Source organism: Gordonia aquimaris, assembly GCF_026262595.1.
Taxonomy (GTDB): domain Bacteria; phylum Actinomycetota; class Actinomycetes; order Mycobacteriales; family Mycobacteriaceae; genus Gordonia; species Gordonia tangerina.
The window spans coordinates 1-26452 of the sequence record NZ_JAPKFM010000036.1 but is presented as its reverse complement, the minus strand read 5'-3'; the positions used below and the strand labels follow the sequence as shown (position 1 = coordinate 26452).

Here is a 26452-nt window from a genome sequence, read left to right as displayed (position 1 = left end):
GGTGAGCACCGCGGTCGTCGTCGGGAGCGGGCCCAACGGTCTGACTGCGGCCGTGATGCTCGCACGCGCCGGAGTGGCGGTCCGGGTGGTGGAGGCGGCCGACCGCATCGGTGGCGGCGCACGCACCGAGGCACTGCTGCGGCCCGACGTGCTCCACGACACCTGCTCGGCGGTGCATCCGCTCGGTGCGGGTTCGCCGGCGTTCACCGCGCTGCGGCTCGATGAGTTCGGACTGCGGTGGCGCCTCCCGGAGCTCGACTGTGCCCATCCGCTCGACGACGGCCGCACGGCCGTGTTGGCGCGATCGGTCCACGACACGGCGGCCGGACTGGGCGTCGACGCGGAGACCTGGCGGGACATGATCGGTGGTCTCGCCGACGATTTCGACGACATCGCCGACGACGTGCTGGGCCCGCTCATCGGTGTGCCGAGCCATCCGATCCGGCTGGCCGGATTCGGTCTGCGTGCCCTGTACCCCGCCACCGCGCTGGCGCGGGTGTTTCGCGACGACGCCACCCGCGCCTTGTTTGCCGGTGTCGCCGCACACGCGTTCACCCGCCTCGACCGGCCGGGGTCGTCGGCGGCGGGGCTGATGCTGCTCGCGGCGGGTCATCGACACGGGTGGCCCGTGGCTCAAGGCGGGTCGGAGGCCATCATCGGAGCACTGGCCGCGGCACTCATCGACGCCAACGGCACCATTACCACCGGCGTGCGGGTCACCTCGATCGACGAGGTGGAACCCGCCGACGTCGTCGTGCTCGATGTGATGCCCGGCGCGGCCGCCGAGATCCTCGGTGACCGAGTGCCGCAGCGACGTTCGCGACGGCTCGCGCGGTATCCGCATGGACCGGCTGCGTTCAAGGTGGACTATCTGATCGACGGTGAGGTCGGCTGGTCTGATCCCGACTGCGCGCGCGCCGGCACGGTGCACCTCGGTGGTGACATCGGCCAGATCGCAGACGCCGAGGCCGACGCGGTCGCCGGCCGGATGCCGTCGCGGCCGTTCACCCTGGTGGCCCAGCAGTGGGTGGCCGATCCCACACGCGCGGCCGGCAACGCCAAGCCGTTGTGGGCGTATGCGCATGTGCCGCACGGCTACACCGGTGATGCGACCGAGGCGGTCACCGCACAGATCGAACGCTTCGCGCCGGGCTTTCGGAACCGCATCATCGACTCGGTGAGCAGTTCACCGGCACAACTACAGCACCGCAATCCCAATCTCGTCGGCGGCGACATCGGCGGCGGCCGCAACGATCTGCGTCATCTACTGGCCCGGCCCCGTCTGTCTGCGGACCCGTACGCAACCGGAGCGCCGGGTGTCTTCCTGTGCTCGTCGGCGACACCGCCCGGCGGCGGGGTGCACGGCATGTGTGGCTACCGTGCCGCACATGCCGCGTTGCGGTACCTCAGTCGCTGACCTGCGTCACCCGTTGACTTTGGCGATGATGTTGTCTGCGTACCAGTTCAGATGATCGACCTTCTTCTGCAGGGGTTCGGTATCGGGGCCCTTGATGTAGGGCAGCCGGAAGCCGACGATCACATCGGTGATGCCCTTGTCCGCCAGTCTTTTACATCCGTCGACGGAGTACGCATCGGTGGAGATCACGTGGATCTCGAAGGGCTCGTTGGTCTTTCCCTCTGCCTTGCGGATATCTGCGATCTTGTCCAGCAGCGCATCGAGTTCCTCGCCCGGGCCACCGCCATGCATCCACCCGTCCCCGCGGATCACCGCACGGCGCAACGCGAGGTGGGCGTGACCACCGACGAGCAGCGGGATGGGTTCGGTGGGTGCCGGGGTCATCTTGATCTTGGGGATGTCGTAGAACTCGCCGTGGAATTCGAAGTACTCGCCGGTGGTCAGGCCGCGGATGATGTCCATGCATTCGTCCATCCGCTTGCCGCGGCGCTTGAAGTCGACTCCCATGAAGTCGTAATCCTCGGGCCACGGACTGGTGCCGACGCCGAGGGCGAACCGGTTGCCCGTCAGGTAGGCGACCGAACTGGCCTGCTTGGCGACCAAGGCCGGCGGACGCACCGGCAACTTCACCACGAACGGGGTGAAGCGGATGGTCTCGGTGACCGCGCCGAGCGCGGCGGCCTGGATGAAGGTTTCGATGAAGGCCTTGCCGTCGAGGAACTCCCGGTCACCGTCAGGGGTGTAGGGGTAGGTGGCGTCCGATTCGGCCGGGTAGGCCAGCGAGTCCGGGATGGTGAAACCGGAGTAACCGGCCTTTTCGGCGGCCTGCGCGAGCGGTGCGTAGTAACTCGGGTCGGTCATGGCCTCGGCAAAGGTGAAGCGCATCGTGCTCCTCGGGACGGTTGACTCTTCCCCCAGAGTAGAACACGTTCTAGTTTGGCTTGGGAAGGGTTCGGCCCGTCGGCGGCGTTGCGGGCCACCCCGATCGGGTCCGGCGGTTCAGTTACTGACTCTGGGCCATCGGACGCGGGCTGTGCTCGTCGGCGCCGGGTCCCGGCAGGACTCGCAGGTCGGACCGCGTCACATGTTCGCCGCACGCCGAGCACACCGGTTCCACGGTCATCGTGTGACCGCAGGCGCGATGCTCGGTGACGATCGGCGGCTCGGAGTCGATCGCCCACCTGTCACCCCATTGCCGTAGCGCGGCCAGCACCGTCCACAGGTCGCGGCCTTTCTCGGTGAGGCGATAGTCGTAGCGCACCGGCTTTTCCTGGTAGGGCTCCCTGGCCATCACGCCGTGCTCGACGAGCGTGTCGAGTCGCTGGGTCAGCACATTGCGGGCGATGCCGAGTCGGGTGGAGAAGTCGTCGAAGCGTGTCACGCCGAACAGGGCGTCGCGGACGATCAGCAGCGTCCACCACTCGCCGACGATCTCCAGCGTCTGGGCGACGGAACAGTTCATGTCGGTGAAGCTGGCTCGGCGCATGAGTTCACCGTAGTGGGTTGCGTGACGCAACTCAACCTGCTTTGCTGAGTTTCGTGAAACAACTCAGCAGGTACGCGCTTGCCGACGAATTCTCGGCACGTCTTCTCGATGACGGACGGTGGGTGGCCGACGTCGACCGGTCGTGGTGGGGCTGGTCCGGCCCGCACGGCGGTGTGATCGCCGCGTTGGCGGTGCATGTGGCGGCCGAGACGGCCCCGGAGGCCGACGTGCGGGCCGTCGACCTCCGCTTCTCCGGTCGGCCCGGCGACGCGGAGTTGCGGCTGACCTCGACGGTCACCTCGGCCGGACGTAGCACCCGGATGGTGGACGTCGCCATCGCCCAGCAGGGTGTGGTGTTTGCGTCGGCATCAGTGACGATGGGGCACCTGCGCCCGCCTGCCGCCACCGACATCGCCGACGTCTCGAGCGACGTGGTGCCTTCACCGGAGAACTGCGCGCCGTTTTCGATCCCACCGGAGATCGTTCCGATGGGCCACCACCTGGACCTGCGGCCCACCGATGGTCCGCTGCCGCTGACCGGGGCCGCCGAACCCTGGATGCGTGCATGGATCTCCACGGTGCGGCCGATGACGGTGGACGCCGCCTATCTGGCGCTTCTCGCCGACTGCCTGCCGCCGGCGGTGTTCCCGACGCTCACCGCGCCGGTGGCGGTGCCGACCGTCGCGTTCTCGATGCATCTGGCCGCACCGCCGGATCACCCGGGTCCGGCACCCGTCCTGGTGTGCACCCGCAACACGTCGACGTCGGGCGGATGGTCGGTCGACGACACCACCCTGCGCGACGAGCGAGGCCGGTTGCTGGCCTCGGCCCGGCAGAGTCGACGTGTCCTCGGATGGGAGGCACGACGATGAGCGTCATCGGGACGATTCCGGAGCGGATGTCCTCGTCGCGCCCGGCCACGCCGGGTCTGGTGCTGGCCATCCTGTCGATCGCGGCCTTCATGGCGAGCCTCGACGTCTTCATCGTCAACGTCGCCTTCGACGACATCGGCCGCGAGTTCGGTGGCACCGGGTTGTCGGAGTTGTCGTGGGTGCTCAACGCCTACACGATTTTGTACGCGGCGCTGCTGGTGCCGGCCGGGCGGATCGTCGACCGATACGGCCGCAAGGGTGGATTCCTGCTGGGATTAGCGGTGTTCACCGCCGCGAGCGCGGCATGTGCTGCTGCACAGGGTATCTGGTGGCTCGTCGCGTTCCGGTGCCTGCAGGCGGTCGGCGCGGCGATTCTCACCCCGGCGAGTCTGGGATTGGTCGTCTCGACGATGCCGATCGAGGTGCGGGCGAGGTCGGTGCGGATCTGGGCGGCAACCGGGGCGTTGGCCGCGGCGTTGGGGCCGGCCGTCGGCGGATTGCTGGTCGCGGCGTCGTGGCGATGGGTGTTCCTCGTCAACCTCCCGGTGGGAGTCGCTGCGCTGATCGCCGGTGCTGTGTTATTGACCCGCTCCCACGACGATGCCGCGACGAGATTGCCGGATCTGCGGGGTGCGGCGCTGCTGGCCGTGTCGATTGGCGCACTCACCCTCGGGTTGGTGGAGGGTCCTGAGTGGGGCTGGACCGATGGGCGGATTGTCGGCGCGTGGGTCGTGGCCGCGGCGGCTCTCGCGGGCTTCGTGGTCAGTTCGATGCACCACCCCGAGCCGGTGATCGCGCCGAACCTGCTGCGGGTGAGGGCCTTTGCGTTCGCCAACGTCACCGCGGTGCTGTTCGCGATTCCGTTCGCCGGTGCGCTACTCGCGAACATCCTCTGGCTGCAACAGGTCTGGGGATACTCGGCCATCGTCACCGGATTCGCGGTGTCCACCGGCCCACTCATGGTGCCGATCTTCGCCGCGGTTGCCCACCGGCTGAGCGCACGTATCCCGGCGGGCCGGATCGTGTCGGCCGGCTGCGTGCTGTTCGGTCTCGGCGGGGTCATCATCGCGCTGTCGGTCGACGCCACACCAAATTACGCGACCGAGATCCTGCCCGGCTGGCTGATCGGCGGCATCGGGGTCGGGCTGGCGCTGCCGTCCATTCTGTCGTCGGCGACTGCAGACCTACCTGTGCACCAATCCGCCACGGGCAGTGCAGTGGTCAACATGAGCCGGCAGATCGGGATGGCGTTGGGGGTCAGCATCCTGGTGGCCGTGGTGGGTAGTCCGGTCGGATACGGTGCCGCCCACGATGTGTTCACCGAGGCGTGGTGGGTACTCGGCGGTGTGGCGCTGCTGGGAGGTGTTGCCGCGCTGGGGATGACGCCGCGGGCTCCCGCATCCTGACGGTTCCCGCGCCGCGTGGGTGGGGCTGGTTTCGATACGCCCTCCGCTGGCGCTCCGGACTACTCAACCAGCGGTGGGAGCGAGACGCTAGCCGAGCGTCACGAAGGGTCCCTCCCTCACGGGCGCGTGAACCGCTCCCGACGACCCAGCCGACGCAAGCGCACCCACTCGGCGAAGCCCTGCGGGTCGCGTTGCTGCACAAGGAAATACCAGCCGAAGCGGGCGTACTCCTGCGGGATGAGTTTACGCAGGCCCGGCTGAGACATCAGGTAGCCGCGGTTGCGGTAGGTGAAGTACCGCTTCGTCGGATTGTCGGGGTACTGGGTGTGCATGCGGCCGCCGAGGATCGGGCGGAACTCGTCGGAACCATCCGGGTGCAGATACCCGGCGGTGAGGCAGGTGCCGAATGCGAGACCCGAGCGCTGCAGCCGACGATGGATTTCCACCTCGTCACCGCGGAAGAACAACCGGAGATCCGGCACCCCGACCTCTTCGATCGCCTGTGCCGAGAACAACGCGCCGTTGAACAACGACGCGATGCCCGGCAGAAAGTCCGACGCATCGTCTTCGAACAGCTCGGACCGCTTCCGCCGCCAGACCACCCCGCGACGCAGCGGAAACGCGAGGGTGTCCGGGTCGTCGATGTTGGCGACCACCGGCGACACCTCGTCGAGCTGGTAGCGCGCCGCGCAGTCGAGCAGCGTGCTCAGTACCGCCGGGCCGTCGGGGCGGCCGTCGTCGTCGGCGCACCAGATCCAGTCCGCGCCCAGCGCGAGCGCATGCAACATGCCGAGCGCGAAGCCGCCCGCGCCGCCCAGGTTGCGCTGCGATCCGAGGTAGGTGGTCGCGATGGGTTGGCGGGCGACGAGGTCGGCGACTTCGGGTTCGTCGGCATTGTCCACCACGATGAGGTGATCGACGGGACGGTCCTGGCCGGCGATCACCGCCAGCGAACCTTCCAGTAGCTCCACCCGCCGGTGGGTGACCACCACCGCGATCACCTGGTCGGGCATCAGTTGCGTGCCTCGCCCTCGAAGTTCTCGACGGTGTCGAGCACCTTGCGGACGTGCGCGGCCGCCTTCGGCCCTTCGTAGGCGCCCACGACGGTCTCGATGTCGCCTTCCATCCTGATCTGCCCGTGGTCGATCCACAGGGCCCGATCACACAGCTGGGCGAGGAACTCGTTGGAGTGACTGGCGAACACCAGAATGCCCGAGCGCTCGACCAGCGCCTGCAGCCGCGAACGTGCCTTGCGCATGAAGTCGGCGTCGACCGCACCGATGCCCTCGTCGAGGATCAGGATCTCCGGGTCGATGCTGGTCACCACGCCCAGCGCGATCCGCACCCGCATGCCGGTGGAGTAGGTGCGCAGCGGCATCTGCAGGTAGTCGCCGAGTTCGGTGAACTCGGCGATGTCGTCGATCTTGGTCAACATCTGCTTGCGGGTCATGCCGAGGAACATGCCGCGGATGATGATGTTCTCGTAGCCGGAGATCTCCGGGTCCATGCCGACCCCGAGATCAAATACCGGCGCCACCCGGCCACGCACCTGACAGGCTCCGCGGGTGGGTTCGTAGATGCCCGACAGCAGGCGCAACAATGTCGACTTGCCGGCGCCGTTGTGCCCGACGAGGCCGATCCGATCGCCGTGCTCGAGATGCAGGTTGATGTTCTTGAGCGCCTCGACCACCACCACGTTGGATGACGTGGACCCGATGACGCCGCCGGCCGCGCCCATCACCGACTTCTTCAGCGAGCGTGTCTTGGCGTCGAAGATGGGGAAGTCGACGCACGCATCCCAGGTGTCGACGCGCACCTTGCTCTCAGATCCCATGTGTTCGTCCCGTCCTAAACCCAGTACGCCACGCGGGCTCGATAGTTACGCATCACCAACATCGCCAGCACCCAGCCGACGACGGTACAACCGATGACGATCGCCCAGTGGTAGAACTGCACCGACTCGCCGAGCAGCGGCCCGCGGGTGATCTCCAGGTAGTGGAACATCGGGTTGAGCTCGACGATCTTCAGGCGCGACGACTCCTCCCCGGTGGCGCTGGTGAGGCTCTGGGTGCTCCAGATGATCGGGGTCATGAAGAACACCAGTTGCACGACGGTGGTCAGCAGCTGTCCGATGTCGCGGAATCGGGTGGACAGGATGCCGAAGACGATGGACACCCAGATCGCGTTGAGCACGAACAATCCGATTGCCGGTATGACCAGCAGAACGGTCCAGTTCAGCGGCGGGGGAAAGATGGCGAAGATGATCGCGATGATCACGATGTTGTGCGCGAAGATGATCAACTGCCGCCACACGACCCGGTAGACGTGCACACTCACCGGTGCCGGCAACTGCTTGATCAAACCCTCATTGGCGGAAAACACCGCCGATCCCTCGAGGATCGAACTCTGGATGAAGTTCCAGAAGATGAAGCCGAGCGCCACGTACGGCAGGAAGACCTTGATGTCCATCCCGAACAGCTCGCCGTAGAGCAATCCCATCGCCACCGCGGTGACGCCGGTCGCGACGGTGATCCACAGCGGACCCAGGACCGAGCGGCGATAACGCTGCTTGATGTCCTGCCAGCCCAGATGCAGCCACAACTCGGATGTGCGCAGTCCCTGGGACAGATCCCGGACGGCACGGCGCATGGTGCGCGAGTCCGACACCAGAGGTGCTGCGGGGATCTCGTCGCTGACTACGGATGACACGGGGACACAGCTTACAAGCGGCTGCTAGAGGTACTGCCCGGTGCTGGGTCCGGCGGGGCCGTTACCGGTCATCATCCCGGGTGGCAGTTGACCCTGCCTCATCTGTTCGAGCTGCGCCCGCGCAGCCATCTGCTGGGCGAACAACGCGGTCTGGATGCCGTGGAACAGACCCTCGAGCCACCCCACCAGCTGGGCCTGGGCGATGCGCAACTCCGCGTCGGACGGCGTGGCGTTCTCGGTGAACGGGAGGGTGAGTCGCTCGAGTTCCTCACGCAGTTCGGGGGCCAGCCCCTCCTCGAGTTCGCGGATCGATGACTCGTGGATCTCGCGCAGCCGGTTGCGGCTCGCCTCGTCGAGGGGAGCCGCCCGCACCTCTTCGAGCAATTGCTTGATCATGGTGCCGATCCGCATCACCTTCGCGGGTTGCTCCACCATGTCGGCGACGTTCTGGGTTTCCTCGTCCGGCTCACCCTGCGAGCCCGACGGTGTCTGGCCACCGACGACGATGATGTTGTCGTCGTCGCCGGGGTTGCCGGTGCGCGGGTCGCCGCCCGGGAACGGTGCAGAGTTCGGTCCAGAAGGCATGGGGTCCATTGTGCCGAAGGCCACCCGGGGTCTGCGCCGACACCCCATGTCTATGGTGTGAACATGGCCTTCGACGTCGCCCATGTGCGTGGATTGTTTCCCTCGCTCGGCGACGGCTGGATCCACCTCGATCCGCAGGCCGGGATGCTGATCCCCGACTCGGTCGCCACCGCCGTGTCGACCGGTTTCCGGCAGTTGTCGGCCGCGCCGGGTGCGGAATACCCCGGTGCTCGCGCCGCAGCCGACACCGTCGAACGGGCGCGCGGCGCGGTCGCCGACCTGGTGGCGGGCGACCCGGGTGGCGTGGTCCTGGGACCCTCGCGGTCGGCGTTGGTCGCCGGGCTCACCGAGGCGATGCCGATGTCCACGTGGTTCGGCGCCAACGTCGTGGTCAGTCGTCAGGACGACGAACCGAACATCGTGCCGTGGATTCGGGTCGCCGACACCCACGGCGCCCAGATCCGCTGGGCCGAGATCGACGTGGAGACCGGTGGGCTGCCGACCTGGCAGTATCGCGAGCTGATCGATCAACGCACCGCCGTCGTCGCGGTCACCCTCGCGTCGTCGACGATGGGCGCCATCACCGACGTCAGCGCGATCGCCGCCCTGGCCCGCCAGGTCGGTGCGAAGCTCGTGGTCGACGCGACCAGCGCCGCCCCCTACCTGCCTCTCGACATCGCCGAACTGGGCGCCGATGTGCTGTTGGTGTCTGCCGAGCGGTGGGGCGGCCCACGGGTCGCGGCGATGGTGTTTCGCGATCCGGCGGCGATCGGGCCCATGCGGACGCTCGCGATGAATCCGCGTGCCGAGGGTCCGGCGCGTCTGGAACCCGAGTCGCTGCAGGGCGGGTTGCTGGCCGGGCTGACCGCCTCGGTCGAGCATCTCGCCGCGCTCGACGACGCGGCCGGCGGGACACGGCGCCAGCGGCTGGTCACCGCCTTGGGGGGAGTGTCGGCCTACATGCAGCGGCTGACGGTCTATCTGATGACCACCGTGCAGCACCTCAACCAGGTCAACCTGATCGGCACCGTCGACGACCGGGTCCCCGCGGTGAGCTTCACGTTCGACGGGGTGGCAGCGGAGAAGGTGGTGCGCCGGTTGGCCGACAACGGAATCTGCGCGCTGGCCGATGTGCCCAGCCGGGCCCTGGTCCGGATGGGCGCCGACGATTTCGGTGGCGCGGTGACCGTGGGGCTCGGCCCGTACTCGACGCCGTATGAGGTCGATCACCTCGTGCGGGCACTCGGGTCACTCGGTTGATCGACACAGTGGGTCAAATGTTCGAAAAAGTCCATCCGCGATTAGCGGTGCGCCATCGCGGCCATTAGGTTTACGACAATGAAGGTTGTCATTCGGCCGACGGAGAGGTGATGGGCGCCAGTCGCGAAGAGCCCTACCGGGAGCTCAGTCCCGCCCAACGCGAGATCTGGAGGACCTTTGTCAGTGGCGGCTGGGGGCTGCTGGCCGAGATCAACACCGCGATGTCGGCGTCGGGGTTCACTCAGGTCGATCTCCGGGTTCTCGAAGGTCTGCAGAATTCGGAGGAACGCGGCATCAGTGAGCTCGCCGCGGTGGTGCACATGTCGGTCAGCACGGTATCCCGGCAGATCACCCGGCTCGTGGACGAAGGATTGGCCGAACGCACCGAATCGGAGACCGATGGACGACACCGGCTCGTGCGCATCACCGACCGGGGTCGTGAGGTGCTGGCGCGGCATGCCGCGGTGCGTGACGACGCGATCGCGCGACTGGTGGTTGATCCGCTGACCGCCGAGGAGTTCCAGATGCTCGGTGAGGTGTTCGCCAAGATCGGAGCGAACCTTCCGGCCAAGCGCAACTTCTGACGGTCAGTCGATGGTCAGCAGCACCTTGCCGATCGCGTCGCCGCTGTCGAGGCGGGCGTGGGCGGCGTCGGCGTCGGCGAGCGGGAACGTGGCGTCGACAATCGGCACCACCTCGCCGGATTCGAGCAGCGGCCACGTGATCCGTCGCGTCGTCACCACCACGTCGGCCTTCGAGTTGACACCGCTCACCGGTCGTGACCGCAGCGTGGTGCCGATGACCGACGCCCGCTTGGTCATCAGCGCCGCAATGGACAGCTCCGCCTTGGTGCCGCCCTGCATACCGATGATGACCAGCCGTCCGCCGGTGTTGAGTGCCTTCACGTTCTTCTCGAGGTACTTGGCGCCCATGATGTCGAGGATCACGTCGGCGCCGCCACTACCTCGAACGATCTCGACGAAGTCGTCGTCGGCGTAGTTGATGGGGATGTCGGCGCCCAACACGCGGCACCGGTCCAGCTTCTGCGCGGTGCGTGCGGTGACCGCCACGCGCGCGCCGATCGCGTGTGCGACCTGGATGGCGTGAGTGCCGATCCCCGACGACCCGCCGTGGATCAGCAGCAGCTCCCCAGATGCCAGATGTCCGGCGTCGAAGACGTTGGACGCCACCGTGCACGCCACTTCGGGCAGCGCTGCGGCATACACGAGGTCGACCGATGCGGGCTTGGGCAGCACCTGCACCGCCGGCACCGCGACCTTCTCCGCGTAACCGCCGCCGGCCAGCAGGGCGCACACCTCGTCGCCGATCTGCCAGCCCGAGACATGCTCACCAAGCGCGGAGATCCGGCCGGACACCTCGAGCCCGAGGGTGTCCACGGCACCGGGCGGCGGCGGATACAGGCCCTTGCGCTGCAGTAGATCCGCTCGGTTGACGCCCGCGGCCACGGCGTCGATGACGACCTCGTCGGGGCCTGGTTCGGGATCGGGCAGGGTGACGACGGACAGCTGATCGGTTCCGGCTATGGCACGCACCCTGCCGACACTAGTCACACATCGTCGTCGCGGGCCGATGTGCTCGCGACCTGCGGTCTCCAGTAGCCTCATGCGCAGGGAAGCGTGGCAGAGCGGCCGAATGCACTCGCCTTGAAAGCGAGCGTGGGTAAAACCACCGGGGGTTCAAATCCCTCCGCTTCCGCAGGCAGCCCGCCACCTTTCACCGCAGGTGGCGGGCTGTTTTCATGCCTGCTCGCGGGTCAGGGGACGGTAGCGCGGGTGCGCGTATTGCCGACAGCTCGATCATCCGCATGAATGAGTGTGACGCGCTAGATGGCGGGGCGGTTGGCAGTTCTTCAGCGGACCTTTTTCAGGACGACGTCGCCGGTCGGGATGCCACCGTAGTTGAAGGTGGTCCCGTGGTAACCGTATGCGGTCTTCGTGAATTCGATTCGGCCGAACCACATGGCGACCGGATCCTTCGAAAGCGTGAGGATGCCACCATTCTTCGTCGGCACGATGGTGGCTCTGTTGATGTCAGACGGTCCGACGCCGGAGATGTCGGAGTAGAACTGGTCGCCGACGATCCGGACATTGGACACGGGCGTCGGGATGAGTCCCCACGTGAACGCCTGGTACTTGTACTGCCCCGGCTCGATCTTCGCTTCCGCGTGACCTGCTCCGAAACTGATCCCCATGACCGCGGCTCCGCCGATCAGGGCCCCCGCGATGATCCGTTTGATATTCACAATCACGGGACGGTAGCGCGGGTGCGCGCATCGTCAACAGCCCGATCATTCGCGTGAATGAGCATGCGCGGTACCGTCGCCCGGGTGAACTCCACCCGCGACGGCCTCGGTCCGCGACTGCTGCTGGCGTTGGCTCTGCTGTCGGCGACGGCGCCGATCGCCACCGACCTGTACCTGCCGTCGTTCCTCGACGTGCAGGAATCGCTGCGCACCGACGCCACCCACGTGCAGCTGACGTTGACGGCGTTCCTGATCGGTGTGGCGGTCGGGCAGGTGCTGTGGGGTCCGGTGTCGGATCGTTTCGGTCGTCGTAATCCGCTGCTCATCGGGTCGGCGGTGGCGGTGCTGGCCGGGGTCGTGGTGGTGATCTCACCCAACATCGAGATTTTGATCGCGTCGCGCTTCTTGCAGGCGGTCGCAGCGGCAGCGGGCATGGTGATCGCCCGCGCCATCATCGCCGACCTGCTCGTCGGGTTCGCCGGCGCCCGCTCGATGACGCTGATGATGACGATCCAGAGCCTCGCGCCGGTGCTCGCACCGGTGATCGGTGGTGTGCTGGCCGGACACGTCTCGTGGCGTGGGGTGCTCGGCGTCATCCTGGCGGCAACGGTGCTGCAACTGCTGATGGCGCTCACCTCGGTGCCGGAGACGCTGCCGGCTGCCGACCGTGCCTCGCGTCTGGGCTACCGCGACCTCGTGGGCAGGTTCGGCAAGCCGGCGTTCCTCGCCTACGTCTTCACCCAGGCGTTCGCGTTCGGGTCGCTGATGTCCTACATCTCGAGCTCGTCGTTCGTTTATCAGCGGGTGCTCGGCACGTCGTCGTTCGTCTACGGATTGTGTTTCGCCGTGAACGCACTCGGGATGACGGCCGCCGGGCTGGTGGCGGCGAGGCTGTCGCGGCGGCACGTGCATCCGGCGCATGTCATCCGGGTCGCGGTGCCCGTGCTGCTGGTCGCGTCGGTGTGCGTGCTGGTGGCCGCGCTGTCGTCGGCGCCGGTGCTGCTGGTGATACCGCTGTTCGTCGCGGTCACCGCGGTCGGGTTCGTGATGGGCAACAGTGCCGCGTTGGCCATGGAGCACACCCGTGATGCAGCCGGCGCCGGCAGTGCTGTGTTGGGCGGGGTGATGTTTTTGGTCGGCGGCGCCGTCTCGCCGTTGGGCGGGCTGGCCGGCGACGACACCGCGGTGCCGATGGCGTGCGTGATGGTGTGCTCGGCCGTGGTGGCACTCATCTGCTTCGGCTTGGCCCGCCGCAGTGCGGCCCGCAACCCGGAAGGGGAGGCGGCGTTCGCCACGCGCGCCTGATGGCTGCCAGCCGCAAGGGCCGAGGGAAGCTCAGAGAGAGCGTCGCTGCGCGGCCGAGGCGAATCCGAGCCAGGTGTGCCGGTTGCCGGCCCAGCACCAGCCGACCTTGGGGGCGCCCTTGCGCTCCCGGCCGTCGCGGCCGGTTCCGCCGGAGATCCAGATCGCCGGAGTGCGGGAATCCAGGCGGCCGTTGGGCTTGCGCAACCGCGAGCCGATGGTCATGAAGCAGTGGTTCGGTTCGAGCCGATCGGGTTGCTGCAGCAACCACGCGATGCCTTCGGAGACGGTCAGCGGCGTGCGCCCGGCGCCGGTGATCGCCGGCAGCGCCTCATCGGGACTCCAGTTGGCCATCTCGTCGCCCCGGTCGAGGCCGCTGATCAGGTAGAACGGGGTGTCCGGGAGGTCGACACCCGGGATCGGGCCGAACTGATCGAGGTCGGTCATGTCGACGACGACGAAGCCCGGCTTGTCCGCGCGATTCACCAGCGGGGCGAGCGCCGACGGGGTCACGAGAGCGGGGCCCGGTACCAACAGCGCGTCGTCCACCTCGACACTGGCCACAGCATCGTGAATGGCCGAATCCGGCAACCCGGCGAGTCGGCCGAGCCCGAGTTCGACGAGACGGCGAGCCTGGGTGGTCAGGTCCGGGAGCGCGAGCGTGGCGGCATGCATCCCGCCGAGGGTACGCCCGAACACCGAGCGCCACCCTCGAGCGAACCCGCGACCGAGGCCCGACGTCGGCGGCGACGGGCCTCGGCTCGAGATGTTGCTCAGCCGGTGACTGTGGCGGTCACCTGCAGGTACTCCCATCGCATGACACCGTCGTTGAGATGGGAGTCGGCGAGACCGGCGATCGCGGCGTCCAGTTCGGCCGCGCGGTCGGTGTCGTCACCGACGGTGCGGTACGCCGCGATGGTGGGCCCGTACGACGCCTTGAAGAAGTCCCGGAATGCGGCGCCATCGGCGAAAGCGGTCACCTCGAGGGTGGCGGTGGTGGCGGTGAGATCGGTGACCCGTTCGCCGAACAGACCGGCCACATGCGTGGCATCGCCCCACAACACACCAGGCTTCGCTCCCGGCGGGGGAGGCGGTGCGTAGGGCTTCATCACCGTGAACAGCTCGCCGATGAAACCTGTTGGTGTCCAATTGATCAGACCGATCCGACCACCCGGCCGGGTGACCCGCGCGAGTTCGTCGGCGCACTCCTGGTGGTGCGGTGCGAACATGACACCGACACACGACACCGCGACGTCGAAGGCGTCGTCGTCGAACGGGAGGTCCTCGGCATCTGCTGTGCGCCAGACGATGCCGAGATCAGGGAAGCGGCTCTCGCCGGTAGCCAGCAGCTCCGGGGTGAGGTCCGTGGCGACCACGTGGGCTCCGGTCCGCGCGGCCGGTACGGCCACATTGCCTGCGCCGGCAGCGATGTCGACCACCTTGTCGTCGGCGCCGATGCCGGTGGCAGTCACCAGCCGAGGCCCCAGGTCGGCGATGACGTCGGCTACTGCCGGGTAGTCGCCGGATGCCCACATCGCGCGATGGCGTTGCTTGATTGCGGTGTCGGTGGTGATGCTGTCGATTGTCATGAACTCGTCTCCTGGTGATGATCGTGATGTGGTGTGCTCGGCCAATGCGGCCGGGCGTGTGGTACCCCATCACCATCGCGCGGTCCGGTCGGGGCATCTAGATCAAGATCTGAACCACCGCAGGTTCACAATCTGTACTGGTCAATCGGCGCACGCGGGTGTGTACTTGAACGCGGCGGATCAAAGGCGGTGTGCGATGACCTCGTATGGACAGTTCTGTCCGGTAGCGAAGGCGATGGAATTGCTCGACGAACGGTGGACGATCCTCGTCGTGCGTGAACTCCTGCTGGGCAGCAGGCATTTCAACGACCTACGACGCGGGGTGCCCAAGATGTCGCCGGCGTTGCTCACCAAACGGCTGCGCACGCTGGAACGTGCCGGGGTGATACGACGATCTGAGGTCGGCGGTCGGTCGACCTATGCACTCACCGAGAAGGGCCAGGAACTCCATGAGGTCGTCACCGCACTGAGCGCGTGGGGTATTCGTTGGATCGGCGAACTCGGCGACGCCGACCTCGACCCACATCTACTGATGTGGGACATCCACCGGTCGATGCCGATCGAGCGGTGGCCGCGTCGCCGTGCGGTGCTCGAGTTCAGCTTCCGCGACGTCATCGGCAAGGCCGGCTCATGGTGGCTGGTGGTGAGCGACGGGGTCCCGCAGGTCTGCGACTTCGACCCGGGCTATGAGATCGACGGCACCGTGGTCACCGATCTCCGTACGCTGACCGAGGTGTGGCGCGGCGATATCGACTGGCGGACTGCGCTGTCCGACAACACGATCACCATCATGGCGCCGGCCGAGGTCCGTCGCGAGGTGCCCGCCTGGATCGGGCAGAGCGAGTCGGCGGCGATACCCCGCCCGGCCTGACGACGGTCGCCGATCAGAGCCAGTCGCGTCGCCGGAAGGTGACGTACAGGGCGCACACGATCGCGACGATCAACACAGTGCTCGTGACGAATCCGAGGGTGCGCTCGAAGCCGGGGAAGGGTACGTTCTGCCCATAGAAACCGGTGATCGCGGTGGGCACCGCGATGATCGCGGCCCATCCGGTCAGCTTCTTCATCACCGAGTTCAGTCGAGCGTCGGCCAGCGACAGGTTGGTCTCGAACACGGTGGTGATCATGTCCCGAACCGATTCGGTCCATTCGGCCGCACGCAGCGCGTGATCGTAGAGGTCGGAGAAGTGCGGGTCGAGCTCGGACGGGGCGTTGTTCTCGAAGCGGCGTCGCTGGATACTGCCGATGACCTCGCGCATCGGCAGGATGACCCGACGCAGCAGCACCAGATCCTTACGCAGATCGTAGGTATGGCGTTGCAGCGTGCGGGCCGCTACCTTCTCGTCGAACAGCGAGCCCTCCAGCGACTCCACCGCGTCGTCGAGCCGCTGCACCGCATCGAAGTGCCCGTCGACGACCACATCGAGCAGCCCGTGCAGCAACGCGCCGATGCCGTACTGCTTGCCGCCCATCTCATCCCACCGCGACACCACCTCGTCGATGTCGAAGCCCTCCGATAATCGCACGGTGATCAACGTGTTGTCCTTGATGAACATCGAGATCCGATGCAACTCGAATTCGTCGGCCCGCTCCGCCGGGTGCGCCATGTCGGGCGATGTGCCCTCCGACGAGGTGATGGTGACCGCGTAGACCATCAGAAACGTGTGGTGCTCGTAGGCGACGGTCTTCACCCGCTCGGCCTTGGCGGTGGTGTCCTCGATCGCGAAGGGATCGAGGTCGAGTTCGTCGGCCAGTGCGGCCATCGTCTCGTGGCTCGGGCACTCGAGATCGGCCCAGATCAGTTCGTCGGGGTGCCCGATGTGATCGGAGATGGCGCTGAGTTCGAAACCGTCGACCTTCTCGCCGCCGCGCCAGATCTGGCCGCGCACATGTTCTCCCATGCCCACATCCTGCCACCGGTCCGCAGATGGCAGGATCGCTGCATGGCTGCGCGGATTCCGTCTCTCACCGGTATCCGCACCATCGCCGCACTCGCGGTGTGCCTGACCCACGCGGCATTCTGGACCGGGCACTACACCGACGATTTCGTCGGGCGTCTGCTGTCCCGCTTCGAGATCGGCGTCGCGTTGTTTTTCGTCCTCTCCGGATATCTGCTGTTCTCGCCGTGGGTCGATGTGCTCGCAGGCCGGCGCGGCCAGCCGTCGGTGGGCCGCTACTTCTGGCATCGGGCGCGACGCATTCTGCCGGCCTATTGGCTGACGGTTTTGGCGGTGTACGCGTTGTTCCTGGTGTACACACCGCCGGATGCCGCGCCCACCGGCACCGGCTGGTCGGGGTTCGCCCGCAACATGACCCTGACGCAGGTGTACGGCCTTGGCCACCTGCATTCGGGCCTGACCCAGATGTGGAGTCTGGCCGCCGAAGTGGTGTTCTATCTGGTGCTGCCCGTCATCGCCGGAGGTCTGACGCTGATCTGCCGGCACCGCTGGCGGCCGGATCTGCTGATCGTGGGACTGGTGGCGTTGATGTCGGTCTCGCCGATCTGGTCGGTGGTCGTCGCCGGCAGCACCGATCTCAGCCCGACCGCGCGGTTGTGGGCGCCGGCCTTCTTCGGGTGGTTCGTCGCGGGCATGCTGCTGGCGGTGGTCGGCCGCCTCGTCTCGCGCTGGGACCCGACGATCTCGGTGGCGGTGGCTGTCGGGGCGTTTCTGCTGAGCGGCACCGCGATCGCGGGTGAGCCGACCATCACCCCGACCACCGCGTCGGCGACGATCGTCAAACACCTCCTGTATGTGGTCGTCGCGGTCGGCGTGATCGGACCGCTGACGATCCGGGGCGGTGACGGACGCGAGTGGTGGGCGCGGCTGTGTGGCAGTCGGCCGATGGTGTGGTTCGGCGAGATCTCCTATGAATTCTTCCTCGTTCACCTCGTCGTACTGGAGGTGGTCATGGACCTGATCGGATGGCGGGTGTTCTCCGGTTCCACCGCGGTAGCCTTCCTGCTGACGTCGGCGATCAGCGTGCCCGTGGCCTGGCTGTTGCGCCGCATCACCCGGCCGATCACGCACGCGCGCACGCCCGAGCCGCTCGTCGAGCGCGGGTAGGATCGGCGGGACACGACGGCGGATCCGGGTGGGAATCGAGGATTGACTGGAATGGTCGACAACCGGCGTCCCGGCGTTCCTGCCGGGACCACGACAGATGACGAGTTGCGCACGTGGTGCGATCAATCGCGGGTACCGGGTGAACGCCCGGAGCTCACCGACACCGCAGCCACCCTGATCGCATCGGGCTTCCTCACCCCCGCCGGACGCGCCATCGTGGTGCGCCGGATCTCTACCGGCCTGCCGTTGCCGGTGCTACCCGGCGGCTTCGGCGATCTGCGGAGACTGCAGCGGGCCATCGCCCAGGCCGAACAACAGTTGGACAACCCGATGGTGCCCGGCGTCGTGGCCGCCGTGATGCGCAACCGCATCAATGGTCTGCATCGCAAACGAGACGACGCCCGCAAACACATCGTGACGGCCAAAGGTGTGTTCGCCGGTGGGACCCGCGCCATCCGGCGGGAACGACGCGAGAACGTCTACCTCGAGATCGAGGAGCGGGAGCGGTTGTTCGCGGGATTGTTGTGCACTCCCACCCCCAACGTGCACACCTCGGGCTACATGCGCCGCGCCGGGACCGCTGCCTTCGACCGCTTGGCCGGTGTCGTCGGTCAGGTGGCGTCGAAGTCCGGATATCCGCAGGCCGGTGAGTGGGCAAGCCAGATCTTGGCCCCCGATCGCGAGGAACCGGCGCCGGCGGCGTCGGCGACCGCCGGTGCGGCGACGTTCGTCGACGGCTACGAGACGCTGCTGTTCGTGGCGGGGCACTTCTACGACCGGATCGTCGGCAACCCGGCCTGGCTGTCGGATCATTTCGAACTGCAGCGCACCCAGGTGAACCTGCACGCGGAACTCGCCGAGATCGCCGCGGACGTCATCGCGCTGCGTGCGGTGCGCATCGATCTGGACCGGGCCAAGCGCAACGGGGGGTTCGACCAGTCCTTCGCCGAACACATCGACCGGCGGGAGAAGACGCTGCGCCCGGTGTGGACCGAACTGATCGACCGGGTGCAGGCGCTCGGCGATGTCGCCGCAGTCGTCGAGTCCGCGGCCGTCGAACTGCGGGTGCTCGCGGAGTACAACCGGACCACCACCATCGATGACCGGATCGGCGAACTCATCGCTCGCTCCGGTGACCGGGAGATGTCGGTGGACAACACCAAGCGGCTCACCGAGCAGGTGCGCAGCGGTGAAGAGCAGCTCCGCATCTATCGGGATGTGTTGCAAGGCAACATCGCTCGGCTCTCACCGGGTGCCGCGCACGAACTGCCGGCGCGCTACGAGCCGTCCTGAGCCCGCATCCAGGATCGTAGGTATCCCTTCTCCGTGGGGCTCAGTCGGCGCAACGTGTGCGCCTCGGTGTCGACGACGGCCATCTGGGTGCTCGCCACGCACGCGGCCTTCGCCGTCTGGTCGTCGTCGGATGCCCGGATCTCGTAGCCGATGGTGAAGTCCACCGAACGATGGCCGGTGATCCACATGCCGACCTGCAGTGGGGTGTCGTCGTGGCGCAGTTGGCGTTGATATCGGATCTCGACGTGCACGATCATCGCGCTCATGATCAGCGCGGCGACGTCGTCGTCGGACTCGGCGACACTCCTGGCCGCCATCAGCCATTCGATCCGTGCCTCTTCCATCAGCGTGACCATCCGGGCGTGATTGACGTGACCGAACGCGTCCATGTCCGACCAGCGCACCGGGACCCGCGCGACGAACGCGAAGCCGTCGGCATCGAGACCGGCGCCGGGCGCGGCGGCCGAATTGTGTGACTCGGGCATCAGCGGTCTCCTGGTTGGTGATCCCCCGGAGCCTGCGCCCGGGGAATCTGCTGGCGTGCGCCGGCGCGACCTGCAGCATAGTGTCGGGGTTCCGGAAGGCGCCTACCGATCAGTACTCTGGTCGTAGGACGCCGCGGTTCGATGGGGAGTGCCGCGATCCGTAATTTTCGGACGACCCGCACGACGAAGTCGCGGGCGGCACGTCGTGTTGTGAGGGATGACATGCGGAAGTCGTATCGGTGGCCGGCGGTGGTCGCCGCCGTACTCATCGGAGTGCTCGCTGCGCCCGGGGTGGCGCACGCGGACACCAAGGTCGCCGAGATCTCGAAGTCGTCGAAGCTGAGCCCGCTGCGGACCGACATCTGGGTGGACTCCCCATCCATGGGCGGCAAGGTCAAGGTCTCGGTACTCACGCCGCAGTATTCGTCGGGGCCGCGTTCGACCGTCTACCTGCTCGACGGGGCCGACGCCGGCGAGGACGTCAGCGATTGGATCACCAAGGGCAAGGCCGGCAAGTTCTTCGCCGACAAGAACGTCAATGTGGTGTTGCCGACCGGCGGCGCGGGCAGCTTTTACACCAACTGGGTGCAGCGTGACGCCGCCCTGGGCAAGCCGCAGTGGGAAACGTTTCTGACCAAGGAACTGCCCCCGCTGATCGACGACCGCTTCGACGGGACGGGCCGCAATGCGGTGGTCGGCCTCTCGATGGGCGGGCAGTCGGCGTTCACCCTGGCCATGCGCAACCCGAGCCTCTACAGCGGGATCGCCTCGCTGAGTGGCTGCCCGCCGGTGTCGGGGCCGGTCAACGAGAGCTACGTCCGCACCACCGTCGCCAAGAGTGGCGGTGACGCCACCAACATGTGGGGGCCGTTCGGCTCGGCGAACTGGGATGCGCACGATCCCAGCAAGCATCTCGACAAGCTCCGTGGCAAGGACATCTTCATCGCAGCAGGTTCCGGGGCGATCGGGCCCCGCGATCTCACCGCGCCCTACGATCCCGAAGATGGACCGCGTGAGGCGGTGACCGCCGCCGGATCGGCGCTCGAACTCGGCGCGTGGCGCTGCTCGTTGGAGTTCGCAGCGACGCTGCGCGCCAATAATGTGGCCTTCACCGACGGCTTCCGGCTGATCGGCACCCACAGCTGGATCTATTGGGAGCAGGATCTTGCGAAGGCCTGGCCCACCATCTCTCGCGGCCTCTGATCAAAAAATCCAAGGTGCGGTGACCTCAGGATTTCGTTCGCGCCGCCCACTGCTCGGCGAAGCGCAGGAAGATGTCGTCCTCGGCCGGGTGGGTGACCGTGACCCGGACACCGTCGCCGGCGAACGGACGCACCACCACCCCTGCCTCGACGCAGGCCTGCGCGAACTCGATCGTGTCGTCGCCGAGGTTCAGCCACACGAAATTCGCCTGCGAATCGGGCACCCGGTAGCCGAGATCGCGCAGTCGGCCACTCACCCGAGTGCGTTCGGCGACGACTGCGTCGGTGCGGGCCAGCAGTTCGTCCTCGGCGGCCAGCGAGGCCAGCGCAGCCTGCTGGGCGATGCTGTTGACCGAGAACGGGACGTGCGCCTTGCCGAGCGCGACGATCACCTCCGGGTCGGCGAGCGCATAGCCGACCCGCAACCCCGCCAGCCCATACGCCTTGGAGAACGTGCGCAACACCACCAGGTTGCGGAACTCGCGCCGCAGTTCGAGGGCGTCATAAGCCTGCGACGGACCCAGCCGCAGGTATTCGAAGTACGCCTCGTCGAGCGCGACGATGATGTCCGATGGCACCGTAAGCAGGAACTGACGCAGTGCGTCGGCCTCCACGACCGTTCCCGTGGGATTGTTCGGGTTGCACACGAAGATCAGCCGGGTGCGGTCGGTGATCGCGGCCGCCATCGCCGGCAGGTCGTAGGTGAGGTCCGACGTCAGCGGCACCTGCACGGGCGTCGCACCGGCGACCCGGGTCGCCAACGGATAGGTCTCGAAGGAGCGCCAGCCGAACACCACCTCGTCGCCGGGGCCGCTGGTGACGGTGATCAGGTTCTGGCACAGGATCACCGACCCGCATCCGACTTGAACCTCGGACTCGGTGACACCGAGCTTCTTGGCCAGGGCTGCGGTGAGCTCCACCATGCCGTTGTCGGGATAGCGGTTGACGGCGGCCGCTGCCGCCCCGATGGCCTCGCGCACGCTGGGCAGTGGGCCCTCGGTGACTTCGTTGCTCGCCAGCTTCACCGCGCCGGGGAACGTCTTGCCGGGCACGTAGACGGGCAGGTCGGCAAGGTCTTCTCGGATACGCAAAGCCACCCGTCAAATGTAGTTGTGTGGCCGTGGTCAGGTCGCAGCCGGTCGGCCGTAGTCGCGGTTTGCTTCGTGGCGCACAGTGTGTGTAACCTTTCGCTTCGGCAGTTCGAAAGGACTCCGCCAAGGAGGCGTGCCAGAGCGGCCGAATGGGACTCACTGCTAATGAGTTGTCTCGCTAACACGGGACCGGAGGTTCAAATCCTCTCGCCTCCGCCGACCTACGGTCACGCCGACCGTGGGAGTACAACTGAATAGCACGCGCCCGTAGCTCAACGGATAGAGCATCTGACTACGGATCAGAAGGTTTGGGGTTCGAATCCCTACGGGCGCACTCGACACACGCCCCGTCACCACCAGGTGACGGGGCGTGTGTCGTTGTTGCGGGTCTGCTCGCTCGGGAGCCTGTGCACATCGTCCCGAATCGAATTACACACATGTGAGTAGATTCTGTGGACAACTCAGACACAGCGGTCACCGCCGCAGTCGAGCCTGTCTGGGCCGTACGATCACCGGGTGTCGAGCACCCCACGGATCATCGTTGTCAGCGGAGTCGTCATCCGGGACCGACGTGGACGCCTGCTCACCGTTCGCAAGCGGGGGACGTCGCGGTTCATGCTCCCCGGCGGAAAACCGGAGACATCGGAATCGGCGGTCGCAGCGGCATCGCGCGAGTGTGCGGAGGAAGTGGGTCTCGTCATTCCGGCACATCGGTTGCGCTGCTGGGGAGAGTTCCGATCGGCGGCGGCCAACGAGTCCGGATGTGACATCGAAGCAACAGTATTCGGCTACGACGGTGTCGTCGACGAACTCACGCCTTCCGCCGAGATCGCCGAGATCCGTTGGCTGGATCTCGAGGACAGGCCCTTGCCCGAGGATCTCGCGCCCCTGCTGATCGACCATGTGATCCCGGCGCTCTGATCGCCGCCGCGATCAGAGCTCGGAAACGGCGCGGCAGAGTTTTCGCAGGATTCACCGATAGCAAGCCCATCTCCGTTATCGTGACTCGCGAGATCGATGTCGTGACGTTTACCCGAAAGGTTCAGGCATGAACTCGTCCTCACCCGTCGCAAAATTGGCTGCGGAGTTGTTCGGCACGTTCTGGCTGGTATTCGGAGGCTGTGGTTCAGCGATCTTCGCTGCCAAACAGATCGCGGAGGCCACCGATGGCGGCGACAACTATCAAGTCGGCATCGGCTACCTCGGTGTCGCGCTCGCCTTCGGTCTGACCGTGGTCACCATGGCCTACGCGGTCGGCCACATCTCCGGCGGACACTTCAATCCGGCGATCACCCTCGGCGCGGCGGTCGGCGGCCGGATCGCGTGGAAAGACCTGCCGGGCTACTGGATCGCGCAGGTGGTGGGTGGACTGCTCGCCGGGCTCCTGCTCCTCGTGATAGCAAGCGGCAAAGACGGATTCGACCGTATCGGCGGGATGGCCGCCAACGGGTACGGCGAAAACTCGCCGGATGGGTACTCCCTGCTGGCGGTGCTCATCGCCGAAGTCCTGCTGACGGCCTTCTTCCTGCTCGTCGTGCTGGGCACCACCGGTGGCAAGGCACCCAGCACGTTCGCCCCGCTGGCCATCGGCCTGTGCCTGACCCTGATCCACCTGATCTCGATCCCGATCAGCAACACGTCGGTGAATCCGGCGCGGTCCACCGCGGTGGCCTTCTTCAACGGAGACGGGGCGCCGGCCCAACTGTGGCTGTTCTGGTTGGCGCCGCTGCTCGGCGGACTCATCGGCGGTCTGCTGTACCCGCTGCTGTTCGAGGACGGCAAGCTGAAGTTCGGTGCGCAGGGAGCCGACCCGCAACGAGCTGAGGCGACGGCGCGGTAAGGCGGTCGGGTGATCGCGGGCCCGGGACGGTGGCGGCGGTGACCTCTGGGCCGACGTAGTGTCGAAGGGTGGGCGCAGGAGCCCACGGCCGGCGCACTGCCGGTCGCCGACACGACGGGAGGCCGACGATGGGAGATCCCACCGGAACGCCGCCCCGGTCGGCACCGCCGCCACCGGATGATCTCTATCGGACACCGATCTACGGCCAGCTGTATCCGCCGCTCGGCTATGCCCCGGACGGCACACCGATGTTCGTTCCCGGCCAACCGACTGGTGCATCCGGACAGGCACCCCACGGCGACTCACCGACGGGCACACCACCCGGCGCACCCGCCGATGGCGTACTCGCCGACGGGGCCCGGCCGTACGAGCGCGGCGAAGGAGTCGACGGCCCGCGCCGGCCGCCGTCGGATCGACGTCTCGTCGGTCTTGTCGCGCTCGTCGCGGTCGCAGCGCTCGGGCTGCTGGCGTTGACGGTCGGGCGGGCCGCGCTGCGTGGCGACGAACCCGTCACCCAACCGACGTTGCCGATGGTGATCTCCGAACTACCCACTCAGCCGCCGACCGCAGCACCCGGCGCGCCCGGGGGGCCCGGTGATTCGGCACGTACCGCGGGCAAGGAGGTCACCTACGAAGTGGCCGCCAGCTCGCCGAGCACGATCCTCTACGTCGACGATGTGGGTCTGCGTACGACGGTCGGGGCGTCGGCGGCCTGGACCGTCACTTTCACCGGCTCGGCCAATCCGCTCCGGGTGCTGGTGCTCGCCGGCGAGGGCGAAGCGCGATGCACGATCACCGTTGATGGCCGCGTGGTCGCCGAGGATCGGATCACCGCGCAGTCACCGCGCCGGACCGTGTCCTGCCGGGCCTGAGGTGAGCGTGGTCACCGATCAGGGCGTCAGCCTGCCCATCGAGTGTGTACGTCGGTGCCCAGGTCGCTACCGTAGATCCGTGAGTGCTTCGCAAACTGCTTCCGAGAACACCGCCGGGTCGGGCGGCTCGTCGACGGCGCCCGACCTCAAGACGATGGTCACCTGGCGCGGCGAGGGCGCTGACCGGCTCGAACAGGTGCGCCTGTTGGTCAACGGCGCCCGGATCAAGGCCTACGGCCGCATCATCGCCGCAGCCACCGACACCCACGAGGCGTTCTCGGCGTCCTACGAACTCGTCACCAACGACAGCGGCGTCACCAAACGTCTGTCGCTGCATTTGGTGCGAGCGAGCGGCGAAACACAGATGGCGATCACTCGTGACGGTGAGCACAACTGGTTGGTCCAGACCACCGACGGCACGCAGCGCAGCGACTTCAATGGTGCCGAGGACATCGACCTCGCGTTGTCTCCGATGTTCAACGCCCTGCCGATCCGTCGTCATGGGCTGCACCGGGATGGCGGCGAGATCGACGTTCCCGTGGTCTACCTGTATCTGCCCAGCGGAAACGTGGAGCCGGCCACCCTGCATTACACCCCGACCGCCGACGGGATCGACGTGGTGTCGCCGATCGTGACGTCGTCGATGACGGTGGACGACAACGGATTCGTCATCGACTATGCGGGCCTGGCCACCCGGGTCTGATGTTCGGCTCAGCCCAGCCAGACGCGGGCCTGGTGCGCCTGGCGGCGTAGCTGCTGCGCCCAGCCCGGCTCGCCGACCGTTACCCCGGTGATGGGCACCGGTTCCGATCCGGCGATCGCTTCATAGGCCAGTCGGGATCGGTGGCCGTCGTCCACCAGGATCTCCACGGTGCCGTTGTCGCGCAGCTCGTCGCGTGCGGCCAGCAGCCGGTCGATGGTCTCGCTGAGCACATTCAGCAGTGCTATCCGGTTGGCCTCCAACATCGCCCGTTGCAAGCCCGGGGCCGTCGCGGCGACCCGCGTACCGTCGCGGAAGCTGCCCGCGGCCAGGCGTAACGCCAGTTCGCTCTCGCCGGCACCCACCGCTGCGGTGGCCGCTGCGGTGAGATGGGGCAGATGTGAGATCGCCGCGACGGCCCGATCATGCGCGTCGGGCGCGGCCGGCACCACCAGCGCGCCGACAGCGCGGGCCAACGAGGCCACCGCCGACCAGTCGTTCGCATCCGTGCCGTCCTCGGTCGACACCATCCACATCGCATCACGGAACAGATCGGGGTCGGTCGCCGACCACCCGGACCGGCTGGTGCCGGCCATCGGATGCCCACCCACGTACCGCACCCCGGGGGCGTGGCGGGCGACCGCGTCGGCGACCGCCCGCTTCACACTGATCACATCGGTCAACAGACAGTTCGGCGCATGCGCGACCACCTCGGTGAGCAGCTCGTCGATGGTGGTGACGGGTGTTGCGAGCACCAGGAGGGCGTCGTCGACCGCCGCGCGCTCCAGTGTGGACACCAGGTCGGTGGACGCATCGTGGCCGGACGCGATCGCGGCATCGACGGTCTCGGCGGAACGGTTGTACCCGAACACTCGATGCCCGTCGATCTGCAGTGCACGCATCAGGGAGCCCCCGATGAGTCCGAGTCCGAGAATGCAGATCGACCGGTTCGGTGCGGAGGGGGTGGCAGACGCGGCAGTCACCTCATCACATTCGCACACACAGCGGTGAGGCG

The 26452-nt window shown here is 67.2% G+C and carries 28 protein-coding genes and 3 tRNA genes; 17 read left to right on the top strand and 14 right to left on the bottom strand.

Annotated features, from left to right (window positions below; translation table 11 throughout):
- Position 1: 1 nt before the first annotated feature.
- Positions 2–1417, top strand: coding sequence for a phytoene desaturase family protein (locus tag OSB52_RS22995; RefSeq protein WP_266063666.1), 1416 nt, complete (start codon positions 2–4; stop codon positions 1415–1417).
- 6 nt (positions 1418–1423) lie between these two features.
- On the opposite strand, the gene OSB52_RS22990 is transcribed toward OSB52_RS22995, so the two are convergent.
- Both OSB52_RS22990 and OSB52_RS22985 read right to left on the bottom strand, forming a co-directional pair.
- On the bottom strand, positions 1424–2302 hold the full coding sequence (locus OSB52_RS22990) for a TIGR03619 family F420-dependent LLM class oxidoreductase (RefSeq protein ID WP_266063665.1): 879 nt from the start codon (positions 2300–2302) through the stop codon (positions 1424–1426).
- A 118-nt stretch (positions 2303–2420) separates the two neighbouring features.
- Positions 2421–2903: a winged helix-turn-helix transcriptional regulator gene (locus tag OSB52_RS22985; RefSeq protein WP_266063664.1), complete on the bottom strand. Its 483-nt coding sequence runs from the start codon at positions 2901–2903 to the stop codon at positions 2421–2423.
- A gap of 53 nt (positions 2904–2956) precedes the next feature.
- On the opposite strand from OSB52_RS22985, the gene OSB52_RS22980 reads away from it, so the two are divergent.
- Complete coding sequence (locus OSB52_RS22980) at positions 2957–3775, top strand: acyl-CoA thioesterase (RefSeq protein ID WP_266063663.1); 819 nt, start codon at positions 2957–2959, stop codon at positions 3773–3775.
- Positions 3772–5181 carry an MFS transporter gene (locus tag OSB52_RS22975; RefSeq protein ID WP_266063662.1) on the top strand — a complete coding sequence of 470 codons (1410 nt, stop codon included), beginning with the start codon at positions 3772–3774 and terminating at the stop codon, positions 5179–5181. Before OSB52_RS22980 ends, OSB52_RS22975 begins: the two co-directional genes overlap by 4 nt.
- A 116-nt stretch (positions 5182–5297) precedes the next feature.
- On the opposite strand, the gene glfT1 is transcribed toward OSB52_RS22975, so the two are convergent.
- From glfT1 to OSB52_RS22955, 4 genes are read right to left on the bottom strand one after another with little or no spacing between them, the layout of a single operon-like run.
- A complete protein-coding gene (gene glfT1 / locus OSB52_RS22970) occupies positions 5298–6194 on the bottom strand; it encodes a galactofuranosyltransferase GlfT1 (protein WP_235723348.1) in 897 nt (298 codons plus the stop codon).
- On the bottom strand, positions 6194–7015 hold the full coding sequence (gene wzt, locus OSB52_RS22965) for a galactan export ABC transporter ATP-binding subunit Wzt/RfbE (protein WP_235723349.1): 822 nt from the start codon (positions 7013–7015) through the stop codon (positions 6194–6196). The genes glfT1 and wzt overlap by 1 nt, the downstream gene beginning before the upstream one ends.
- 14 nt (positions 7016–7029) lie before the next feature.
- Positions 7030–7890, bottom strand: coding sequence for a galactan export ABC transporter permease subunit Wzm/RfbD (wzm, locus tag OSB52_RS22960; RefSeq protein WP_266063661.1), 861 nt, complete (start codon positions 7888–7890; stop codon positions 7030–7032).
- Between the two features lie 24 nt (positions 7891–7914).
- Entirely contained in the window at positions 7915–8475 is a 561-nt protein-coding gene (locus OSB52_RS22955) for a bacterial proteasome activator family protein (protein WP_235723351.1), read from the bottom strand.
- A gap of 63 nt (positions 8476–8538) precedes the next feature.
- Between OSB52_RS22955 and OSB52_RS22950 the strand changes: the two genes are divergently transcribed.
- Together OSB52_RS22950 and OSB52_RS22945 are read left to right on the top strand one after the other, a co-directional pair.
- Positions 8539–9735: a cysteine desulfurase-like protein gene (locus tag OSB52_RS22950; RefSeq protein WP_266063660.1), complete on the top strand. Its 1197-nt coding sequence runs from the start codon at positions 8539–8541 to the stop codon at positions 9733–9735.
- Positions 9736–9845: 110 nt separating this feature from the next.
- Positions 9846–10319, top strand: coding sequence for a MarR family winged helix-turn-helix transcriptional regulator (locus OSB52_RS22945; protein WP_235723353.1), 474 nt, complete (start codon positions 9846–9848; stop codon positions 10317–10319).
- A 3-nt stretch (positions 10320–10322) separates the two neighbouring features.
- Here OSB52_RS22945 and OSB52_RS22940 read toward each other — a convergent pair whose 3' ends face one another.
- The gene (locus tag OSB52_RS22940; protein ID WP_266063659.1) at positions 10323–11288 is read right to left on the bottom strand and encodes an NAD(P)H-quinone oxidoreductase; all 966 of its coding nucleotides are present in this window, start codon (positions 11286–11288) and stop codon (positions 10323–10325) included.
- A gap of 78 nt (positions 11289–11366) precedes the next feature.
- On the opposite strand from OSB52_RS22940, the gene OSB52_RS22935 reads away from it, so the two are divergent.
- Positions 11367–11451: transfer RNA gene (locus OSB52_RS22935), tRNA-Ser, on the top strand.
- 154 nt (positions 11452–11605) lie between these two features.
- Here OSB52_RS22935 and OSB52_RS22930 read toward each other — a convergent pair.
- Positions 11606–11998 (bottom strand): hypothetical protein, encoded by a 393-nt coding sequence (locus tag OSB52_RS22930; RefSeq protein WP_266063658.1) that lies wholly within the window; start codon positions 11996–11998, stop codon positions 11606–11608.
- A gap of 57 nt (positions 11999–12055) precedes the next feature.
- On the opposite strand from OSB52_RS22930, the gene OSB52_RS22925 reads away from it, so the two are divergent.
- On the top strand, positions 12056–13303 hold the full coding sequence (locus tag OSB52_RS22925; protein WP_266063657.1) for a multidrug effflux MFS transporter: 1248 nt from the start codon (positions 12056–12058) through the stop codon (positions 13301–13303).
- Between the two features lie 30 nt (positions 13304–13333).
- On the opposite strand, the gene OSB52_RS22920 is transcribed toward OSB52_RS22925, so the two are convergent.
- Together OSB52_RS22920 and OSB52_RS22915 are read right to left on the bottom strand one after the other, a co-directional pair.
- Positions 13334–13999: a DUF5701 family protein gene (locus OSB52_RS22920; RefSeq protein ID WP_266063656.1), complete on the bottom strand. Its 666-nt coding sequence runs from the start codon at positions 13997–13999 to the stop codon at positions 13334–13336.
- A 74-nt stretch (positions 14000–14073) separates the two neighbouring features.
- The gene (locus tag OSB52_RS22915) at positions 14074–14889 is read right to left on the bottom strand and encodes a class I SAM-dependent methyltransferase (RefSeq protein WP_266063655.1); all 816 of its coding nucleotides are present in this window, start codon (positions 14887–14889) and stop codon (positions 14074–14076) included.
- A gap of 196 nt (positions 14890–15085) precedes the next feature.
- Here OSB52_RS22915 and OSB52_RS22910 point away from each other — a divergent pair, with 196 nt between their 5' ends.
- Positions 15086–15760, top strand: coding sequence for a winged helix-turn-helix transcriptional regulator (locus OSB52_RS22910; protein WP_235723359.1), 675 nt, complete (start codon positions 15086–15088; stop codon positions 15758–15760).
- A gap of 13 nt (positions 15761–15773) precedes the next feature.
- On the opposite strand, the gene OSB52_RS22905 is transcribed toward OSB52_RS22910, so the two are convergent.
- On the bottom strand, positions 15774–16790 hold the full coding sequence (locus OSB52_RS22905) for a magnesium transporter CorA family protein (protein ID WP_266063654.1): 1017 nt from the start codon (positions 16788–16790) through the stop codon (positions 15774–15776).
- 42 nt (positions 16791–16832) lie between these two features.
- Between OSB52_RS22905 and OSB52_RS22900 the strand changes: the two genes are divergently transcribed.
- A complete protein-coding gene (locus OSB52_RS22900; RefSeq protein ID WP_266063653.1) occupies positions 16833–17954 on the top strand; it encodes an acyltransferase family protein in 1122 nt (373 codons plus the stop codon).
- Positions 17955–18005: 51 nt separating this feature from the next.
- A complete protein-coding gene (locus tag OSB52_RS22895) occupies positions 18006–19247 on the top strand; it encodes a hypothetical protein (protein ID WP_235723362.1) in 1242 nt (413 codons plus the stop codon).
- Here OSB52_RS22895 and OSB52_RS22890 read toward each other — a convergent pair.
- Complete coding sequence (locus tag OSB52_RS22890; protein ID WP_266063652.1) at positions 19232–19732, bottom strand: acyl-CoA thioesterase; 501 nt, start codon at positions 19730–19732, stop codon at positions 19232–19234. The two genes, OSB52_RS22895 and OSB52_RS22890, sit on opposite strands and share 16 nt — an antisense overlap.
- A gap of 222 nt (positions 19733–19954) precedes the next feature.
- Between OSB52_RS22890 and OSB52_RS22885 the strand changes: the two genes are divergently transcribed.
- Positions 19955–20935 carry an alpha/beta hydrolase gene (locus OSB52_RS22885; protein WP_235723364.1) on the top strand — a complete coding sequence of 327 codons (981 nt, stop codon included), beginning with the start codon at positions 19955–19957 and terminating at the stop codon, positions 20933–20935.
- Between the two features lie 25 nt (positions 20936–20960).
- On the opposite strand, the gene OSB52_RS22880 is transcribed toward OSB52_RS22885, so the two are convergent.
- Complete coding sequence (locus OSB52_RS22880) at positions 20961–22031, bottom strand: pyridoxal phosphate-dependent aminotransferase (protein ID WP_266063651.1); 1071 nt, start codon at positions 22029–22031, stop codon at positions 20961–20963.
- Positions 22032–22152: 121 nt separating this feature from the next.
- On the opposite strand from OSB52_RS22880, the gene OSB52_RS22875 reads away from it, so the two are divergent.
- The 6 genes from OSB52_RS22875 (at position 22153) to OSB52_RS22850 (ending at position 25440) form a co-directional block, all read left to right on the top strand.
- A tRNA-Ser gene (locus tag OSB52_RS22875) sits at positions 22153–22241 on the top strand.
- A gap of 45 nt (positions 22242–22286) precedes the next feature.
- Positions 22287–22359: transfer RNA gene (locus OSB52_RS22870), tRNA-Arg, on the top strand.
- 182 nt (positions 22360–22541) lie between these two features.
- The gene (locus tag OSB52_RS22865) at positions 22542–22946 is read left to right on the top strand and encodes an NUDIX hydrolase (protein ID WP_266063650.1); all 405 of its coding nucleotides are present in this window, start codon (positions 22542–22544) and stop codon (positions 22944–22946) included.
- Positions 22947–23073: 127 nt separating this feature from the next.
- Complete coding sequence (aqpZ, locus tag OSB52_RS22860) at positions 23074–23865, top strand: aquaporin Z (RefSeq protein WP_266063649.1); 792 nt, start codon at positions 23074–23076, stop codon at positions 23863–23865.
- A 128-nt stretch (positions 23866–23993) separates the two neighbouring features.
- A complete protein-coding gene (locus OSB52_RS22855) occupies positions 23994–24737 on the top strand; it encodes a hypothetical protein (RefSeq protein ID WP_266063648.1) in 744 nt (247 codons plus the stop codon).
- Positions 24738–24816: 79 nt separating this feature from the next.
- A complete protein-coding gene (locus OSB52_RS22850) occupies positions 24817–25440 on the top strand; it encodes a putative glycolipid-binding domain-containing protein (protein WP_266063647.1) in 624 nt (207 codons plus the stop codon).
- 8 nt (positions 25441–25448) lie between these two features.
- On the opposite strand, the gene OSB52_RS22845 is transcribed toward OSB52_RS22850, so the two are convergent.
- Positions 25449–26420 carry a prephenate dehydrogenase gene (locus OSB52_RS22845; RefSeq protein WP_266063646.1) on the bottom strand — a complete coding sequence of 324 codons (972 nt, stop codon included), beginning with the start codon at positions 26418–26420 and terminating at the stop codon, positions 25449–25451.
- Positions 26421–26452: the final 32 nt, after the last annotated feature.

Excerpts from the sequence above, each read along its gene's own strand:
- OSB52_RS22885 (WP_235723364.1), top strand. The coding sequence starts at position 19,955 with ATGCGGAAGTCGTATCGGTGGCCGGCGGTGGTCGCCGCCGTACTCATC.
- OSB52_RS22950 (WP_266063660.1), top strand. The coding sequence starts at position 8,539 with ATGGCCTTCGACGTCGCCCATGTGCGTGGATTGTTTCCCTCGCTCGGC.
- OSB52_RS22945 (WP_235723353.1), top strand. The coding sequence starts at position 9,846 with ATGGGCGCCAGTCGCGAAGAGCCCTACCGGGAGCTCAGTCCCGCCCAA.
- wzt (WP_235723349.1), bottom strand. The coding sequence starts at position 7,015 with ATGGGATCTGAGAGCAAGGTGCGCGTCGACACCTGGGATGCGTGCGTC.
- OSB52_RS22890 (WP_266063652.1), bottom strand. The coding sequence starts at position 19,732 with ATGCCCGAGTCACACAATTCGGCCGCCGCGCCCGGCGCCGGTCTCGAT.
- OSB52_RS22910 (WP_235723359.1), top strand. The coding sequence starts at position 15,086 with ATGACCTCGTATGGACAGTTCTGTCCGGTAGCGAAGGCGATGGAATTG.
- OSB52_RS22855 (WP_266063648.1), top strand. The coding sequence starts at position 23,994 with ATGGGAGATCCCACCGGAACGCCGCCCCGGTCGGCACCGCCGCCACCG.
- OSB52_RS22955 (WP_235723351.1), bottom strand. The coding sequence starts at position 8,475 with ATGCCTTCTGGACCGAACTCTGCACCGTTCCCGGGCGGCGACCCGCGC.
- OSB52_RS22975 (WP_266063662.1), top strand. The coding sequence starts at position 3,772 with ATGAGCGTCATCGGGACGATTCCGGAGCGGATGTCCTCGTCGCGCCCG.
- OSB52_RS22905 (WP_266063654.1), bottom strand. The coding sequence starts at position 16,790 with ATGGGAGAACATGTGCGCGGCCAGATCTGGCGCGGCGGCGAGAAGGTC.
- glfT1 (WP_235723348.1), bottom strand. The coding sequence starts at position 6,194 with ATGCCCGACCAGGTGATCGCGGTGGTGGTCACCCACCGGCGGGTGGAG.
- OSB52_RS22915 (WP_266063655.1), bottom strand. The coding sequence starts at position 14,889 with ATGACAATCGACAGCATCACCACCGACACCGCAATCAAGCAACGCCAT.
- OSB52_RS22990 (WP_266063665.1), bottom strand. The coding sequence starts at position 2,302 with ATGCGCTTCACCTTTGCCGAGGCCATGACCGACCCGAGTTACTACGCA.
- OSB52_RS22895 (WP_235723362.1), top strand. The coding sequence starts at position 18,006 with ATGGTCGACAACCGGCGTCCCGGCGTTCCTGCCGGGACCACGACAGAT.
- OSB52_RS22925 (WP_266063657.1), top strand. The coding sequence starts at position 12,056 with ATGAGCATGCGCGGTACCGTCGCCCGGGTGAACTCCACCCGCGACGGC.
- OSB52_RS22900 (WP_266063653.1), top strand. The coding sequence starts at position 16,833 with ATGGCTGCGCGGATTCCGTCTCTCACCGGTATCCGCACCATCGCCGCA.
- aqpZ (WP_266063649.1), top strand. The coding sequence starts at position 23,074 with ATGAACTCGTCCTCACCCGTCGCAAAATTGGCTGCGGAGTTGTTCGGC.
- OSB52_RS22985 (WP_266063664.1), bottom strand. The coding sequence starts at position 2,903 with ATGCGCCGAGCCAGCTTCACCGACATGAACTGTTCCGTCGCCCAGACG.